At 72.4% G+C, this 15701-nt stretch carries 14 protein-coding genes and 2 tRNA genes; 8 read left to right on the forward strand and 8 right to left on the reverse strand.

Features of this window, described 5'->3' with window-relative positions:
- The first annotated feature begins 18 nt into the window (after positions 1–18).
- The 4 genes from ACSU53_RS09875 (at position 19) to ACSU53_RS09890 (ending at position 3668) form a co-directional block, all read left to right on the forward strand.
- Entirely contained in the window at positions 19–759 is a 741-nt protein-coding gene (locus ACSU53_RS09875) for a M50 family metallopeptidase (RefSeq protein WP_437026509.1), read from the forward strand.
- 110 nt (positions 760–869) lie between these two features.
- Positions 870–2186 carry a 3-phosphoshikimate 1-carboxyvinyltransferase gene (gene aroA / locus ACSU53_RS09880; protein WP_437026511.1) on the forward strand — a complete coding sequence of 439 codons (1317 nt, stop codon included), beginning with the start codon at positions 870–872 and terminating at the stop codon, positions 2184–2186.
- 13 nt (positions 2187–2199) lie between these two features.
- Positions 2200–3210 carry a ribosome small subunit-dependent GTPase A gene (gene rsgA / locus ACSU53_RS09885; RefSeq protein WP_437026513.1) on the forward strand — a complete coding sequence of 337 codons (1011 nt, stop codon included), beginning with the start codon at positions 2200–2202 and terminating at the stop codon, positions 3208–3210.
- 134 nt (positions 3211–3344) lie between these two features.
- Positions 3345–3668, forward strand: coding sequence for a DMT family transporter (locus ACSU53_RS09890; protein ID WP_164333688.1), 324 nt, complete (start codon positions 3345–3347; stop codon positions 3666–3668).
- 201 nt (positions 3669–3869) lie between these two features.
- Here ACSU53_RS09890 and ACSU53_RS09895 read toward each other — a convergent pair whose 3' ends face one another.
- The gene (locus ACSU53_RS09895) at positions 3870–4481 is read right to left on the reverse strand and encodes a TetR/AcrR family transcriptional regulator (protein WP_437033098.1); all 612 of its coding nucleotides are present in this window, start codon (positions 4479–4481) and stop codon (positions 3870–3872) included.
- A 267-nt stretch (positions 4482–4748) separates the two neighbouring features.
- Between ACSU53_RS09895 and hisN the strand changes: the two genes are divergently transcribed.
- The 3 genes from hisN (at position 4749) to ACSU53_RS09910 (ending at position 6923) form a co-directional block, all read left to right on the forward strand.
- Positions 4749–5549 (forward strand): histidinol-phosphatase, encoded by an 801-nt coding sequence (gene hisN, locus ACSU53_RS09900; protein ID WP_437026515.1) that lies wholly within the window; start codon positions 4749–4751, stop codon positions 5547–5549.
- A 172-nt stretch (positions 5550–5721) separates the two neighbouring features.
- Positions 5722–6132 (forward strand): CBS domain-containing protein, encoded by a 411-nt coding sequence (locus ACSU53_RS09905; protein ID WP_437026517.1) that lies wholly within the window; start codon positions 5722–5724, stop codon positions 6130–6132.
- Positions 6133–6506: 374 nt separating this feature from the next.
- Positions 6507–6923 carry a Fur family transcriptional regulator gene (locus ACSU53_RS09910; protein WP_437026519.1) on the forward strand — a complete coding sequence of 139 codons (417 nt, stop codon included), beginning with the start codon at positions 6507–6509 and terminating at the stop codon, positions 6921–6923.
- A 183-nt stretch (positions 6924–7106) separates the two neighbouring features.
- Here the strand turns inward: ACSU53_RS09910 and ACSU53_RS09915 are convergent.
- The 4 genes from ACSU53_RS09915 to ACSU53_RS09930 all read right to left on the reverse strand — a co-directional run bounded on the left by ACSU53_RS09915 (position 7107) and on the right by ACSU53_RS09930 (position 12487).
- Positions 7107–7180 (reverse strand) — tRNA-Met (locus tag ACSU53_RS09915).
- A 189-nt stretch (positions 7181–7369) separates the two neighbouring features.
- Positions 7370–9190 (reverse strand): tetratricopeptide repeat protein, encoded by a 1821-nt coding sequence (locus ACSU53_RS09920; RefSeq protein ID WP_437026521.1) that lies wholly within the window; start codon positions 9188–9190, stop codon positions 7370–7372.
- A 224-nt stretch (positions 9191–9414) separates the two neighbouring features.
- Positions 9415–9488 (reverse strand) — tRNA-Met (locus tag ACSU53_RS09925).
- Between the two features lie 71 nt (positions 9489–9559).
- Positions 9560–12487, reverse strand: a complete 2928-nt coding sequence (locus tag ACSU53_RS09930) for a UPF0182 family membrane protein (protein ID WP_437033099.1) — start codon at positions 12485–12487, stop codon at positions 9560–9562.
- Positions 12488–12650: 163 nt separating this feature from the next.
- Here ACSU53_RS09930 and ACSU53_RS09935 point away from each other — a divergent pair, with 163 nt between their 5' ends.
- Entirely contained in the window at positions 12651–13193 is a 543-nt protein-coding gene (locus ACSU53_RS09935) for a PPA1309 family protein (protein WP_437026524.1), read from the forward strand.
- A gap of 97 nt (positions 13194–13290) precedes the next feature.
- On the opposite strand, the gene ACSU53_RS09940 is transcribed toward ACSU53_RS09935, so the two are convergent.
- The 3 genes from ACSU53_RS09940 to ACSU53_RS09950 all read right to left on the reverse strand — a co-directional run bounded on the left by ACSU53_RS09940 (position 13291) and on the right by ACSU53_RS09950 (position 15570).
- Positions 13291–14385 carry a YlbL family protein gene (locus ACSU53_RS09940; RefSeq protein ID WP_437026526.1) on the reverse strand — a complete coding sequence of 365 codons (1095 nt, stop codon included), beginning with the start codon at positions 14383–14385 and terminating at the stop codon, positions 13291–13293.
- Positions 14386–14483: 98 nt separating this feature from the next.
- Positions 14484–14705: a hypothetical protein gene (locus tag ACSU53_RS09945; RefSeq protein WP_437033493.1), complete on the reverse strand. Its 222-nt coding sequence runs from the start codon at positions 14703–14705 to the stop codon at positions 14484–14486.
- A gap of 403 nt (positions 14706–15108) precedes the next feature.
- The gene (locus tag ACSU53_RS09950; protein WP_437026527.1) at positions 15109–15570 is read right to left on the reverse strand and encodes a molybdenum cofactor biosynthesis protein MoaE; all 462 of its coding nucleotides are present in this window, start codon (positions 15568–15570) and stop codon (positions 15109–15111) included.
- Between the last annotated feature and the right edge of the window lie 131 nt (positions 15571–15701).

Below are 15701 nucleotides of genomic sequence, written 5' to 3' on the forward strand. Positions count from 1 at the left end.
GGGAGCCTTCACAGACACATGGACAGCACGGTCAGCACGGTCAGCACCGCGGCAGCCTCGTTCGCCTCCCTCTGGGACGAGGTGTCCGGCACCCAGCCCGACCCCGACCTGTGGGTGGTGATCGCCACCCTGGGCGCCGCGCTGGTCGTGGTGGTGCCGCACTCCCTGTGGCGGCTGTCCCGCAACGCCATCACCATCGCCCACGAGGGCGGGCACGGTCTGGTCGCCCTGCTCACCGGCCGCACGCTCACCGGGATACGCCTGCACTCGGACACCAGCGGGCTGACCGTCAGCCGCGGCAAGCCGCACGGCATCGGCATGATCCTCACCGCCGCCGCCGGGTACACCGCTCCCCCGCTGCTGGGGCTCGGCGGCGCGGCCCTGCTCGGTGCCGGGCGCATCACCCTGCTGCTGTGGCTGGCCACCGCCCTGCTGGTGGCCATGCTGGTGATGATCCGCAACGCCTACGGCGCACTGAGCCTGCTCGTCACGGGCGGCACCTTCGTGCTGGTGTCCTGGCTGGCGGGACCGCAGGTGCAGGCAGCCTTCGCGTACGCGGTGGTGTGGTTCCTGCTGCTGGGCGGCGTCCGCCCGGCCTTCGAGCTCCAGGCCAAGCGGGCCCGGGGCGGCGCGGGCGACTCCGACGCCGACCAGCTGTCGCGGCTGACCCACGTGCCGGCCGGGCTGTGGTTCTTCCTCTTCCACGCGGTGTCGCTGTGCTCGCTGCTCGGCGGGGGGCGCTGGCTGCTGGGGTGGTGAGCCGCGGGCCGCGCGACGCGTGGGCGTCCCCGGCACGCGCTCCGCCGGGCGGGCGCGGCCCCCCGGACAGCGGCGTACCGCGGTCCGGGCCTCCTTATATGGTGGGCGTCATGGTCCCGAACCCCGCCCACACCGCCCTCTGGCCCGCCCCGCACGCGAGCGGAGCCGTCAACGCGACGGTCCACGTGCCCGGGTCCAAGTCGGTCACCAACCGCGCCCTCGTGCTCGCCGCCCTCGCCTCCGAGCCGGGCTGGCTGCGGCGCCCCCTGCGCTCCCGCGACACGCTGCTGATGGCCGAGGCGCTGCGCGCGATGGGTGTGGAGATCGAGGAGGGGGTGGGCCCCGACGGCACCGGTGAGGCGTGGCGGGTGGTCCCCACCGGCCTGCGCGGCCCGGCCACCGTCGACGTCGGCAACGCGGGCACCGTCATGCGGTTCCTGCCGCCCGTGGCCACGCTCGCCGACGGTCCCGTCCGCTTCGACGGCGACCCCCGCTCCTACGAGCGGCCCCTGACCGGTGTCATCGACGCGCTGCGGCACCTCGGGGCCCGGATCGACGACGACGGCCGCGGCGCGCTGCCGCTGACCGTGCACGGCGGCGGCGCCCTCGACGGCGGCACGGTGCCGGTGGACGCCTCGTCGTCCTCCCAGTTCGTCAGCGCGCTGCTGCTGTCCGCGCCGCGCTTCAACCAGGGCGTGGAGGTGCGCCACACCGGGGCCACGCTGCCGTCGCTGCCGCACATCCGGATGACGGTCGACATGCTGCGCGCGGTCGGCGCCCAGGTGGACACCCCGGAGGCGGGCGGCGAGCCCGACGTCTGGCGGGTCACCCCGGGGGCGCTGCTCGGCCGGGACCTGACCGTCGAGCCGGACCTGTCCAACGCCCAGCCGTTCCTGGCGGCGGCACTGGTGACCGGCGGGCGGGTCGTCGTCCCGGACTGGCCGGCGCACACCACCCAGCCCGGCGACCGGCTGCGGGAGATCTTCACGGAGATGGGCGGCTCCTGCGAGCTGACCGAGCAGGGGCTGGTGTTCACCGGGTCCGGCCGCGTCCACGGCATCGACGTGGACCTGAGCGAGGTCGGCGAGCTGACCCCGGGCATCGCCGCGGTGGCCGCCCTCGCGGACTCGCCGTCCACCCTGCGCGGTGTGGCCCACCTGCGGCTGCACGAGACGGACCGGCTGGCCGCCCTCACCAAGGAGATCAACGAGCTCGGCGGTGACGTCACCGAGACCGCCGACGGCCTGCACATCCGTCCGCGGCGGCTGCACGGCGGCGTCTTCCACACCTACGAGGACCACCGCATGGCCACCGCCGGTTCGGTGATCGGCCTGGCGGTCGAGGGCGTGCAGATCGAGAACGTGGCGACCACCGCGAAGACCCTGCCGGACTTCCCGGAGCTGTGGACCGGGATGCTCGGGGCGTAGGGACTCCAGGACCATGCGGCGCTACGGCAAGCACACCGACGAGGACGACATCCGCTCCCGCCCGAACCGCAAGGGCAACCGGCCGCGCACCCACATCCGGCCCAAGCACGAGGACGCCGCCGAGGGGCTGGTGCTGACCGTCGACCGGGGCCGGCTGACCTGCCTGGTCGACGGCCGGACCGTGACGGCCATGAAGGCCCGCGAGCTGGGGCGCAAGGCGGCCGTGGTCGGTGACCGGGTGGCGATCGTCGGTGACCTGTCGGGCCGCAAGGACACCCTGGCGCGGATCGTGCGCATCGAGGAGCGCACGTCGGTGCTGCGCCGCACCGCGGACGACGACGACCCCTACGAGCGAGTCGTCGTCGCCAACGCCGACCAGCTGGCCGTCGTCACCGCCCTCGCCGACCCCGAGCCCCGGCCCCGGCTGATCGACCGGTGCCTGGTCGCGGCGTACGACGGCGGCCTGTCGCCGCTGCTGGTGCTCACCAAGTCCGACCTCGCCCCGCCCGACCAGCTGCTGGAGCTGTACGGCGACCTGGACATCCCCTACGTGGTCACCAGCCGCGCGGAGCTGGAGAGCGGGGCGGCCGTGGAACGGGTCCGGGAGCAGCTGGAGGGGCGGATCACGGCGTTCGTCGGGCACTCCGGGGTCGGCAAGACGACGCTGGTCAACGCCCTGGTGCCGGAGGAGCGGCGGCGCAGCACGGGACACGTCAACGCGGTGACCGGACGCGGCCGGCACACGACGACGTCCGCGCTGGCGCTGCCGCTGGCGGGAGCGGAGGGGTGGGTGATCGACACCCCCGGGGTCCGGTCCTTCGGACTGGCGCACGTCGATCCGTCCCGGGTCATCCACGCCTTCCCGGACCTGGAGCCGGGCACCGAGGGCTGCCCCCGCGCGTGCAGCCACGACGAGCCGGACTGCGCGCTGGACGCCTGGGTCGCCGAGGGGCACGCGGACCCGGCCCGGCTGTACTCGCTGCGCCGGCTGCTGGCGGCCCGGGAACGCACGGACGGCGACTGATCTTCGCGTTGTGCGACCCGCTCGGCACACGGCACGTGCATAATCGCACCGAGTCGGGTCGAGCCGGACGAGTGGGAGCGAACCCGCCCTCCGGCGCAGCGGTCACCGGGCGTGGACCAACGGGAGGACGACACATGGCGTGGCTGCTGGTCGTGGTGGCGGGGCTACTGGAGACCGGTTTCGCCGTGTGCCTGAAGCTGTCGCACGGATTCACCCGGCTGTGGCCGACGATCGCGTTCGCGGCCTTCGCGCTGGGCAGCTTCGGACTGCTCACCCTCGCCCTGAAGAAGCTCGACGTCGGTCCGGCGTACGCGGTGTGGACGGGCATCGGCGCGGCGGGCACGGCCATCTACGGCATGGTGTTCCTGGGCGACCTGGTCTCGACCCTGAAGATCGTGTCCATCAGCCTGGTGATCATCGGAGTGATCGGACTGCAGCTGTCCGGCTCGGCGCACTGAGAGCACGGGGAGCACGGAGGGCGCCGAGAGCACGGAGGGCGCCGAGACCCCGCGACGAGAGCACCGGAACGTGCCGAGAGCACTGCACACGCGAGCGCGCTGAGCACGCCGAGAAGGCCGAGAAGGCCGAGCGCGCCGGAACGATCCGCCCGGCCGTCCGCCCACGGCCTCGCGGTCGGCTCCCCGGCCGACCCCGCCCGCTCAGGCCGGGGGCGGGCGGTGCAGGGCGCCGCGCACGAGGTCGGTGACGCTGCCGTTGCCCGGCGGGGCGGCGACGCAGGACAGGGCGAGGCGGACCACCAGCTCGCTGGACCGCGCCAGGTCGGCCGTATCGGCCCGCGCGGCGCCCGGTCCGGTGAGGGCGTGGACGGCCCGGTCGCGCACCAGGGCGACGACGTCACCGGGTGAGGGCAGCGGGCCGTCGGCGCGCCGCTGGGCCGGGACGGACGAGGTGGACGGCACGGACGTCCGGGCGGGCGCGGGCAGGCGCTCGCCCCAGCAGCCGGTGAGCACGGCGCGGATCAGGGGGTTCTCCCGGGCGGCGACGACCGTCCACTCGGCGGCCGCCGTCAGGCGTTCCCGGGGGTCCCCCTGAGCGGTGAGGGCGCGGTCCACCCCGGCGAGGTAGGCGTCGGCCTCGCGGCGGATCAGGGCCCGAGCCAGGCCGTCCTTGCTGCCGAACTCGTTGTACAGCGTCTGCCGCGAGACCCCGGCCGCGGCGGCCACGTCCACCATCCGCACCGCCGACCAGGGCCGGCGCGCGAGCGCGGCGTACGCGGCATCCAGCAGAGACTCGCGCGCTGCGGGCATCAGCGCCTCCCTCGGTGCGAGCGGGCGACTCTGCGGTTCAGGTTTGACGCGGCCGACAGCACTGTCAAGGGTCCTCGCGCGGGGCCGGACCCGGGCGGTGCGGGGCCGGGCCCCGGACACCGCACGCCGTGCCGCGCCGGCGGTCCCCGTCCGCGCCCCGGCCCGTGCCCCGTCCGTACCGCCTTCGTCCGCCCAGGAACCGCCGCGTCCCGGATCCCGCTCCGGGGCCCTGGTGGCTCCACCCGTTCCTCGGCCGATACCGTTCGTTGCATGCCCGACTACCTCGACGATCTGCGTCTCGCCCATGTCCTCGCGGATGCCGCCGACGCCGCGACGATGGACCGGTTCAAGGCCCTCGACCTCAAGGTGGAGACCAAACCGGACATGACGCCGGTGAGCGAGGCGGACAAGGCGGCGGAGGAACTCATCCGCGGTCACCTCGCCCGGGCCCGCCCGAGGGACGCGGTCCTCGGCGAGGAGTACGGCGTCGAGGGCACCGGCCCCCGGCGCTGGGTGATCGACCCGATCGACGGCACCAAGAACTACGTGCGCGGCGTTCCCGTCTGGGCCACCCTGATCGCCCTGATGGAGGCCGGTGAGGGCGGCTTCCAGCCGGTCGTCGGCCTGGTCTCCGCACCCGCGCTGGGACGCCGCTGGTGGGCCGCCCGGGGCCACGGCGCCTTCACCGGACGCAGTCTGACCTCGGCCTCCCGGCTCCGCGTCTCCCAGGTCGCGCAGCTCGCCGACGCCTCGTTCGCCTACTCCTCGCTCAGCGGGTGGGAGGAGCAGGGGCGGCTGGACGGCTTCCTCGATCTGACCCGCGAGGTGTGGCGCACGCGCGCGTACGGCGACTTCTGGCCCTACATGATGGTCGCCGAGGGGTCGGTCGACCTGTGTGCGGAGCCCGAGCTGTCCCTCTGGGACATGGCCGCCACCTCGATCGTCGTGACGGAGGCGGGCGGAAGCTTCACCGGGCTCGACGGACGGCCCGGTCCGCACAGCGGCAACGCGGCCGCGTCGAACGGCCTGCTGCACGACGAACTGCTGGGATATCTCAACCAGCGCTACTGAGCCGCCGAGGACCGCGTGCGCGCCCCCGACGGGCCGCACGCGCCCTCTTGTTGGCCTCCCCTTCGCCTGCCACTCTGAGAGTCCACCCACTTGTGAACTTGTGAAACCGTGCACGAGCGGATCCGAACGTCCGCCCGGCCCCGCGGTTTCCGGTAGGAGGTGGCTCCACCCCATGCTCGTCCGCGACGCCATGAGCACCGTGGTCCTCACCATCGGTCCCGCCCACACCCTCCGCCAGGCCGCCGCCCTGATGTCCGCCCGCCGCATCGGGGCGGCCGTGGTGCTCGACCCCGACGGAACCGGCATCGGCATCCTCACCGAACGCGACATCCTCAACTCCGTGGGCCGCGGCGAGGACCCCGACACCGAGCGCGCCCACGCCCACACCACCACCGACGTCGTCTTCGCGGCACCGGCCTGGACCCTGGACGACGCCGCACACGCCATGTCCGCCGGCGGCTTCCGCCACCTGATCGTGCTGGAGCGGGACGAGCCCGTCGGCATCGTCTCGGTGCGCGACATCATCCGCTGCTGGGCACCCCTGCGGCAGCGGCGCACCGCCACCGCCCAGGTGCCCGCCTGATCGGCTCCGCCCGTACGCCCGGCGCGCCACCCCTCACGCCGCACGAAGAGAAGCAAAAAAGGGGCCGGACCCCCAGGACAGGGAGTCCGGCCCGCCTCGGCAAGCGGTCCAGCGCTGGAGATCGACCGCGAAGGGCCTGGGACCGCGGCCTCCAGCCACTCGCCGAAGCATGGGCCCGTCCGACGGAAGCCGCCGGACGGGCAGAATCGGCCACGCCCCGTCGTCCTGACGGCCGCGCTCGTGAGGTTCGCAAGCCCTCGAACCATGGAACGTGGATACGACTCGACCTTACAATAGACATTGTCCAGGTCGAGCAAGGTTCCAAAGTCACACCCGTTCGGGGCGCAATGTCCCCTGCTGTTAGGCTGGTGCACATGAGCGACCTTCTGGAACGTCTGCGCGGTCGTGGCTGGCGGATGACCGCACAGCGCCGCGTCGTGGCCGAGGTCCTCGACGGTGAGCACGTCCATCTGACGGCCGACGAGGTCCACGCCAGGGCTGTCGCCAGGCTGCCCGAAATCTCCCGCGCGACCGTCTACAACACCCTCGGTGAGCTGGTCTCGCTGGGCGAGGTGCTCGAGGTCGCCACGGACAAGCGCGCCAAGCGCTACGACCCGAACGCCCACCGGCCGCACCACCACCTGGTGTGCGCCCAGTGCGGCGCGATCCGCGACGTGCATCCGACCGGCAATCCGCTGTCGGACCTGCCCGACTCGGAGCGCTTCGGCTTCACCGTCTCCGACGTCGAGGTGACCTACCGGGGCGTCTGCCCCGCCTGTGCGGCGGCCTAGCGCCCACGGCACCCTGTGCATTCGAAAGCCCCGGCACCCCGGAACGGTGCCGGGGCTTCGTCGTGACGGGCACGCTGGACGCTCTGCTGGACGTTCCGAGTGCAGGAGTGACGCGGCGGGCCACCGGGCCTCTGCATGCACCGAGGGCCGGAATCTCATCGGATTCCGGCCCTCGGTCTTCAGTAGCGGGGACAGGATTTGAACCTGCGACCTCTGGGTTATGAGCCCAGCGAGCTACCGAGCTGCTCCACCCCGCGTCGACGAATGCAACGTTACGTCAAGGACGCCGACGGAGGCAAATCGCTTCCCCCGGCCGCCGCGGCCGCCGGGGACCGGCCCGACCTGCGCGGATCCGTCAGCCCCGGCCCCCGGCCGCTCCCGCCCGGTCGGCCGGGGCCGTCGGCGCCGTCGGCCCCCGTGCGCCGGTCACGACGCCCGGGCCGCCTTCACGCCGACAGTTCCTGGCCCAGGGCGTCGCGCAGCCGGGTCGCGCGTTCCGTGACCGCTTCCGGGCCGAGTGCCGCCGCCCTGTCCGCCCAGCGCTGCCCCTCGGCGAGCTCGCCGCGCCGCGCGTGGACCAGGGCGAGCCGCAGCGCCGCCCGCCCGTGGCCGGCGTCCGCCGCACGGGTCCACCAGAGCACCGCCTCCGGCTCGCTGCCCTCCCGGGCCAGCAGCAGGCCCAGGTTGAAGGCCCCGTTGCGGGAACCGGCCTCCGCCGCCGCCCGGTACCAGCGGGCCGCCTCGACGACGTCGCCCCGGGCCGCGGCCAGCATGCCGACCCGGACCTGGGCGCGCCGGTGCCCCTGGGAGGCGGCGCGCTCGTACCACTCCTCGCACTCGCTGCGCCGGTGCACCGGCTCCCCCAGCTCGTGCGCGGGCTCCGGGGGGCGGCGGGCGTCCAGCAGGGCGGCGAGCCGGTAGGCGGCCTCCGCGCTGCCGCCCCCCGCGGCGCAGCGCAGGAACCGCTCGGCCTCGGTCTCGTCGCCGCCCCGCAGCCGGGCCATCCCGACCTGGAGGGCCGCCTCGGTGTGCCCGGCCGCCGCAGCCCGCTCGTACCAGCGCAGCGCGGCGCGCTCCTCGCCCCGGCCCGCGTACAGGATGCCGAGGTTGAAGGCTGCGTCCACGCTCCCGGCCTCCGCCGCCTTGGAGAACCAGGGCTCCGCGCCCGCCTCGTCCCCGGCGCGCAGCAGCAGGATCGCCAGCGCGTTCGCCGCCTCCCGGTGCCCGGCGTAGGCGGCCCGGCGGTACCACTGCTCGGCCTGCTGGGTGCGGCCCTGTTCGGCGCAGAGCAGGCCGAGGTTGTAGGCGCCGTTGTCGTCGCCCGCGTCCATGGCCGCCCGGTACCAGCGCTCGGCGGTCTGGGTCTCGCCGCGTTCGGCGTGCAGCGCGCCCAGGGCGTTGGCGGCGTTGCCGTCGCCCTCCTGGGCGGCCCGCAGCCACCACACGGCGGCGTTCTCGGTGTCCCCGGCGTCGCGCAGCAGGAAGCCGAGGGCGCACGCGGCCCGCACCTCGCCGTCCTTGGCGGACGTGAGGTACCAGCGGCCGGCCTCCTTGACCTCGCCGCGCCGTTCCAGGATCGCCCCGAGGTGCAGGGCGGCCCGGCGGTGGCCGCGCGCCGCGGCCTGCCGGTACCACTGCTCGGCCTCGCCGCCCTCCGGGGCACCCTGCTCCTCGTCGCCCTCCCGCGCGCTCGCCCGGTCCAGGGTGCGCGCGAGCCGGTAGGCGGCCTCCCGGTGTCCCCGTTCGGCGGCGGCCCGCATCCACTGCTCGGCCCCCGCGGCGTCACCGCGGTGCTCCAGGAGGTCGGCGAGGGCGTACGCGCCCAGGGCGTGGCCCTGTTCGGCGGACTGGCGCAGCCAGTACTCGGCGGCGGGCTCGTCCCCGCGCTCCCGGTGGTGGCGGCCGAGCGCGTGCGCGGCGGCGGCGGAGCCGGCGACGGCGGCGATCCGCCACCATCCGGCGGCCTCGTCGGGGTAGCCCCGCTGGTGGAGCAGGACGCCCAGGTTGTTGGCGGCGGCGCGGTCACCCGCGGCGGTGGCGGCCCGCAGGTGGGTTTCGGCTCCGTCGAGGTCGCCGCGGCGCAGCAGCATGGCGCCGAGCACACTCATCGCCTCGACGTCACCGGCCTCGGCGGCCAGTCTCCGGCGCAGCTCCTCGGCGGCCTCGTCGGTGACCTCCCCGGCGTCGCCGTGCGGCTCCTGGCGAGGGGAGGGCTGCGCAAATCGCCCTGTCTCGAACAGAGTTGCCTTGTCCCCCATAACGTTCATCGTCGCACCACCTGCAACCTGGGTACACCTGGTATACCGCAGCCAGTGAGGTCACTACAGCGTTTTGTCGACATGCCCACAGAGAGACAAGTCAAACACAGACCGTCCCAACTCCCGCTGCCGACGCGGCTGTCGGGCGGGTCGGCACATGCGTTCGCACACCACAAAGGCCCGGATTCCCTGTGGAATCCGGGCCTTTGGTGTCGCCGACTTCGCGACGTCAGTAGCGGGGACAGGATTTGAACCTGCGACCTCTGGGTTATGAGCCCAGCGAGCTACCGAGCTGCTCCACCCCGCGCCGTTGTGCAAGAACCGTACCACGGCGCGGGGTGGGCCCCTGACCGGTGTGGTCACCGGCCGGGCGGCTCGCTAGCCGCTGGGGCTGGCGTCGGGGGCCGGGGAGCTGTCCCCGCCGCCGCCTCCGCCCTCGGCCGACTGGGCCTCCTCCGCCCGGCGCAGGGCCTCCTCGAGGTCCTTCTGCGCCTTGCCGTAGGCCTCCCAGTCGTTCTTCTTCAGAGCTTCCTGGCCGGCCTCGAACGCCTCCTGGGCGTCATTGAGCGCCGCCTGGACCGTCGGGTCCTCGGACGTGGGCGGCTTGGTGCCCTCGTCCTCGCCGGCGCCCTCGTCCTCGCCCGGCGGCTGGCTGGTGCCGCCGTCGGTGCCGAAGACCTTGTCGAGGGCCTGTTCCAGGGTGTCCTCGAAGGCGGTCTGGCCGCCGTAGGTCACCAGCACCTTGCGCAGCAGCGGGTACTTCAGCCCGCCACCGCGGACGTAGACCGGCTCCACGTAGAGCAGTCCGCCGTCCAGCGGCACGGCCAGCAGGTTGCCGTACTCCACCTCGGAGTCACCGCCCCTGAGCAGCCTGATGGACTCGGCGATGTCCTGCTGCGAGTTGAACTGGCTCTGGACCTGCTTGGGTCCGGCGGCCGTCGTACTCGTCGGCAGTTTCAGAATTCTGATCTTGCCGTAGTCGTCGGTGCCCGCCTCGGCGTCGACCGCCATGAAGGCACTGAGGTTGTCACGGCCGTTCGGCGTGAACGTGGTGGTGAGCGAGAAGACCTGTTCCTTCTGGTCCGGCATCTTCATGCTCAGGTAGTACGGCGGTACCGTCTCGCCCGTCTTGTTGGTCGGGTCGTCCGGCACCTGCCACACCTCGCTGCCGGAGAGGAACGTCGTGGCGTCCTTCACGTGGTAGCGGGTGAGCAGTTCGCGCTGCACCTTGAACAGGTCCTGCGGGTACCGCAGGTGGGCCATCAGGGCCTCGGAGATCTCGCCCTTCGGCTCCACGGTGTCCGGGAACGCCTTCATCCACGTCTTCAGGACGGGGTCCTCGGTGTCCCACTGGTAGAGCTTGACCTCGCCGCTGTAGGCGTCGACGGTCGCCTTCACCGAGTTCCGGATGTAGTTGACCTGGTTCTGCTGGGCCACCACCGCGCGGTTGTCGTTGGTGGCGGTCAGCGAGTCGGCCGTGGTGTCGCCGAGCGTCGTCCGCGACGAGTACGGGTAGCCGTTGCTCGTCGTGTAGGCGTCGACGATCCACTGGATCCGGCCGTCCACGACCGCCGGGTAGGCGTCGCCGTCGATGGTCAGCCACGGCGCGATCGACTCGACGCGCTCCTTGGGCGTGCGGTTGTACAGGATCCGCGACCCGTCGCCGATGGCGCCGGAGTACAGGATCTGCGGCTCGCTGAACGCGACCGCGTACGCCGCCCGGTTGATCGGGTTGGCGAGGTTGACGCCGCTGTCGCCCTTGTAGCTGTAGGTCTTCTCACCGGTGTCGTCGGAGTAGTCGATCTCCTTCTGGGGACCACCGACGATGGAGTACGTCGTGGTGCGCTCTCCGTAGTAGACGCGCTGCTCGTACGTCCCCAGGTCGCCCTTGGACGGCAGGTCGGACTCGGTGAAGACCGGGCGGCCGCCGGCGTCCGCGCTGGTGCCCTCGGCGGCGACGACGCCGTAGCCGTGGGTGTAGCGGAAGTGGTCGTTGATCCAGTTCCGCTTCGGGATGCCGTTGTAGTTCAGCTCGCGCAGACCGATGACGGTGTCCTGGTCCTTGCCGTCCTTGGTGTACCGGTCGACGTCCAGGTTGGTCGGGAACGCGTAGTAGTTCCTGATCTGCTGGAGCTGCTGGAACGTCGGCGAGACGATGTTCGGGTCCATGATGCGGATGCTCGCCGTGTCGGTCACGGCGTCCCGCAGCTTGGTCTTGTCCTCGGTCTGGCTGGTGCCCGGGTAGTCGGTGACCTGCGTGCCGTCGATGCCGTAGGCCTCACGCGTGGCCTTGAGGTTCTTCTCGACGTACGGCGCTTCCTTGGCCTGCTCGTTCGGCTGGACCTGGAACTTCTGCACGATGGCCGGGTACAGGCCGCCGATCAGGATCGCCGACAGCACCATCAGGCCGAAGCCGATCACCGGGAGCTGCCAGGTGCGCCGCCACAGCGTGGCGAAGAACAGCACCGCGCAGATGACGGCGATGCAGAACAGGATCGTCTTGGCCGGCAGGTAGGCGTTGGCGTCCACGTAGCGCAGGCCGGTCCAGCTGTCGGTGGCCTTGAAGTCACTGGACTTCACCGCCAGCCCGTACCGGTCGAGCCAGTAGGCGACCGCCTTCAGGGCCACGAAGACGCCGATGAGCACGGACAGGTGGCCGGTGGCCGCGGCCGTGGCGCGCGCCCCGGGGCTGGTGAGGCGCAGCCCGCCGTAGAGGTAGTGGGTGAGCGCGGCGGCGATCACCGACAGGATGACCGTGGCGAAGCCGAAGCCCAGCAGGAAGCGGTACCAGGGCAGGTCGAAGGCGTAGAACGACACGTCCAGCTTGAACTGGGGGTCCTTCTCGCCGAAGGGCACACCGTTGATCCACATCAGCCAGGTGCGCCACTGGCCGGACGCCGAGGCACCGGCGATCAGACCGACCAGCGCGGTGATGCCCAGCAGCAGCCACTTCTTGTACGGGGCGATGCTCATCCGGTACCGGTCGAGGTTCTGCTGCTCCATCGACATGGCACTGAGCGGCGGCCGCAGCCGGTGCGCCAGCCAGATGTTGAAGCCGACCGACAGGGCCATCAGCAGGCCGAAGACGAAGAAGAGGCCGATCTTGGTCCACAGGGTGGTCGTGAAGACCGACGAGTAGTCGACCGAGCGATACCACAGCCAGTCGGTCCAGAACCCCGCGAACATGGTGAACACCATGGCGAGGACGGCCAGGACGCCCAGTGTCATCAGCAGGGTCCGGACCCGCCGGGACGGACGGCCCACTCTCATCCGTGGCCCCGTCGGGCCTCCGCCGCGGTCCGGCATCTGGAAAGCCAAGGTAGGCACCTCAAGGTTCGCTGTCGATTCGTCTGGCCCGCGTGTCCGTGGACCCTGTATGGAACCCACTGCACGTGGGCCCCACCTATGCAACTTACTAACCCTTTACTCGGTTCCCGATTCCGGCCCTGAACGAGAGAAGATTGTGACCATGTCCAACACACCCATGGCGGCGCACCCGCTCACCCGGGCCGTGCTCGAGATCGACGAGTACGTGTCCGGCCTCGGCTGGGACCAGCCCGCCCGCCTGTTCGCCCTCGTCGACACCGCCCGGCTGCGGGCCGAGCAGCCCTCGCTCGCGGACCGGCTCGGCCTGGACGGCGAGCCGGAGCCGACCGCCCTCACCCCGATCGAGCAGGACGAGCTGCCCGCAGGCAAACCGCTCGACGAGTTCCTCGGCACCATCGCCTGGCCGGACGCGGTGACCGGCTGTGCCCTGACCGTGGAGCGCCTGATCCTGCCCCCGTCCGCGGAGGCGCAGGTCCCGCAGGACATGGACGAGGCCGCGCTGACGGACTGGGTGGCCGGGCACCCGGAGCGCCAGGAGGTGCGGATGACGGTGGCGGTGCTGCGCGACGGTTCGCGCGAGTCGGCGCTGCGGCTGCGCGAGAAGGACTCGCCGACGGAGGTCCTCACCGGCTCCGACCTGGTGCCGGGACTGGCGCAGGCGCTGTCGGCGACCTTCGAGGAGTAGCCGCCGCCCGCCCGGTCCCCGCCAGGCCACGGTCCCGGTCCCGGTCGCCGGTCCTGCGGTCGGCCCGGGGACCGGAACGCCGGGCCGGGGACCTGGTTCAGGATGCCTTGCAGGTCGACAGGTCGGCGGTGTCGCCGGCCCGGATGTCCTCCAGGGCGCCGAGGGCGTCGTCGATCGTCTCCACCTCGACCAGGGTGAGGCCGTCCGGCACGTCCTTGACGGCCGTCGCGCAGTTGTCGGCGGGGGTGAGGAAGAACTCGGCCCCCTTCTCGCGCGCGCCGACGGTCTTCATCTGGATCCCGCCGATCGGGCCGACCTTGCCGTTGTCGTCGATCGTGCCCGTGCCGGCCACGAAGCGGCCGCCGGTGAGGCTGCCCGGGGTGAGCTTGTCGTAGATGCCGAGGGCGAACATCAGACCGGCGCTCGGTCCGCCCACGTCGGCCAGCTTGATGTCGATGGAGAACGGGAAGGTGTGATCGGTCCCGGCGGAGATGCCGACGATGGCGCGCTTCTCGCCGCCGTCGTCCGAGGTCGCCGTGGTGATCGTCACCTTCTCGGTCTTCTTCGGCTCCCGCTTCTCCTTCTCGGCGGCGGCCTGTTCCGCGGCGGGCACGATCGTGAAGACGACCTGCTCGCCCGGCTGGTGCTCGGTCACCAGCTTCGCCACGTCGGCCGGCTCCCCGACCGGCTCGCCGTCGACCGCCTTGATCACGTCACCGGCGTGCAGCCGTCCCTCGGCCGGGGACCCCTTGACGACCGTGGAGACGATCACCCAGGACTTCACCGGGATGTCCAGCGCCTTCAGGGCCGCGACCTTGGCGCTCTCCTGGGACTGGCTGAACTCCTCGGCGTTCTCCTGGGTGGACTCCTCCTCCGTCTTGCCGTCGGGGTAGAGGGTGTCGTGCGGCACGACCTTGTTGTCGTGCGCGAGCCATCCGTAGACGGCCTCGACCAGGTTCATCCGGTAGTCGGCGCTGGTGACCCGCACCGTCGTCATGTTGAGGTGACCGTCGGTCGGGTACGTCTCCCGCCCGGCGATCTGCAGCACCGGCTCACCGTCGTGCTCGCCGAGGGTGTTCACCGTCGGACCCGGCGACATCTCCGCGTACGGCACGGGGATGAGGACTCCCGCGCACAGGAGCGCGATCAGCATCAGGGTGGAGGCGAGCATCGTCGCGGTGCGGCGTGGCATGGGTCGACAGTACGGGACGTTCCTGTCGGCGCACCGTCAGGGCCGCCCGGACGGGCGGCCCTGTGGTGTCATCGCCGGGACCTGCGCTTTCCCGTGTCTCAGCTGCCCGACCGGGGCTTCTCCATCGCCTCCCGGAAGCGGGCGTACCCGATGAGCTCCGGGCCGTCGCTGCGCGCCTTGCGCGTCCGGCCGGCCCAACTGCCCCACAGTCCGGCACCGATCGCGGCCACCAGCGGAATCAGCAACCAGGCGAGCACCGCCATGCCGACCTCCCAACCCCATGAGCGTCCGCAACACCAACTGATCAGCAGATTAACCATCCGCAGTGACAACGCTCACGTCAGGGGTCGGGTTACGCAACCGGAGGTTCCGACGGCAAACGGAGGGCTCACGCCGGGCCGACGGGCGGGACCGGCCGACGCGCAAGGGCATGACCGGCCGACGCGGACCGGCAGGCACCACCGACGCGGGCCGGCAGGCACCCGCCGACGCGGGCCGGCAGGCACCCTCCGACGCGGAAGGACGGAACCGGCCGGCGGGCCAGGGAGGCCCGGCGGCAGGAGGCGGAGGTTCCGGCGACGGTCCGTGCAGCGGCCACGCCGAGGCACGGCGGAGGCACGACCGGTGCGCCGGGTGGACCGGGTGGGCCGGACGGGCGGCCGGAAGCCGGGGAAGTGGTCAGAGGCAGCAGAAGCAGCAGAGGCAGGTGACCGGGGCGGGCGGTCAGCAGGCCCCGACCCACTCCTCCGTGCCGTCCGAGAACTTCTGGTGCTTCCAGATCGGCACCTCGTGCTTGAGGTCGTCGATGAGTCGCCGGCACGCCTCGAACGCCTCGCCCCGGTGCGGACACGACACGCCGACGACGACGGCGAGGTCCCCGATACCGAGATCACCCACCCGGTGCACGGCCGCCACCGCCCGAACGGGGTAATCGGCGGCGACCTTTTCCGCGATCCGCCGCATCTCGGCCTCGGCGCTGGGATGACACGAGTAGCTCAGCTCGTCGACGTCCGCCCCGCCGTCGTGGTTGCGCACGGTCCCGACGAACAGGGCCGTGCCGCCCGCGGCGTCGTCACCGACGGCCCGCAGGACCTCGTCGACGGAGAGCGGAGTGTCCCGGATCCCGATCAGCTTGAGGGGGTCCGCTGCGGCCCGTTCACCCGGGTGGTCGTGCGTGGATGCCATGTGCCCCATCGTGCCGCACGTCCGCCGCGGCACGGAATAGCGCTCTCCTCCGGCAGCCGCGCGCGTCGTTTGGAGCCTCCTACAGGCGGGCGCGACCGCACCCGGTCCCGGGCGCGGCCCCGGGGCGGCGG

The sequence above is a fragment of the Streptomyces sp. enrichment culture genome (genome assembly GCF_964273255.1).
Lineage (GTDB): Bacteria > Actinomycetota > Actinomycetes > Streptomycetales > Streptomycetaceae > Streptomyces.

Coding starts and splice junctions, on each gene's coding strand:
- aroA (WP_437026511.1), top strand. CDS start 870: ATGGTCCCGAACCCCGCCCACACCGCCCTCTGGCCCGCCCCGCACGCG.
- ACSU53_RS09950 (WP_437026527.1), bottom strand. CDS start 15,570: ATGGCATCCACGCACGACCACCCGGGTGAACGGGCCGCAGCGGACCCC.
- ACSU53_RS09945 (WP_437033493.1), bottom strand. CDS start 14,705: ATGGTTAATCTGCTGATCAGTTGGTGTTGCGGACGCTCATGGGGTTGG.
- ACSU53_RS09920 (WP_437026521.1), bottom strand. CDS start 9,190: ATGAACGTTATGGGGGACAAGGCAACTCTGTTCGAGACAGGGCGATTT.
- ACSU53_RS09940 (WP_437026526.1), bottom strand. CDS start 14,385: ATGCCACGCCGCACCGCGACGATGCTCGCCTCCACCCTGATGCTGATC.
- ACSU53_RS09930 (WP_437033099.1), bottom strand. CDS start 12,487: ATGCCGGACCGCGGCGGAGGCCCGACGGGGCCACGGATGAGAGTGGGC.
- rsgA (WP_437026513.1), top strand. CDS start 2,200: ATGCGGCGCTACGGCAAGCACACCGACGAGGACGACATCCGCTCCCGC.
- hisN (WP_437026515.1), top strand. CDS start 4,749: ATGCCCGACTACCTCGACGATCTGCGTCTCGCCCATGTCCTCGCGGAT.
- ACSU53_RS09935 (WP_437026524.1), top strand. CDS start 12,651: ATGTCCAACACACCCATGGCGGCGCACCCGCTCACCCGGGCCGTGCTC.
- ACSU53_RS09875 (WP_437026509.1), top strand. CDS start 19: ATGGACAGCACGGTCAGCACGGTCAGCACCGCGGCAGCCTCGTTCGCC.
- ACSU53_RS09910 (WP_437026519.1), top strand. CDS start 6,507: ATGAGCGACCTTCTGGAACGTCTGCGCGGTCGTGGCTGGCGGATGACC.
- ACSU53_RS09890 (WP_164333688.1), top strand. CDS start 3,345: ATGGCGTGGCTGCTGGTCGTGGTGGCGGGGCTACTGGAGACCGGTTTC.
- ACSU53_RS09905 (WP_437026517.1), top strand. CDS start 5,722: ATGCTCGTCCGCGACGCCATGAGCACCGTGGTCCTCACCATCGGTCCC.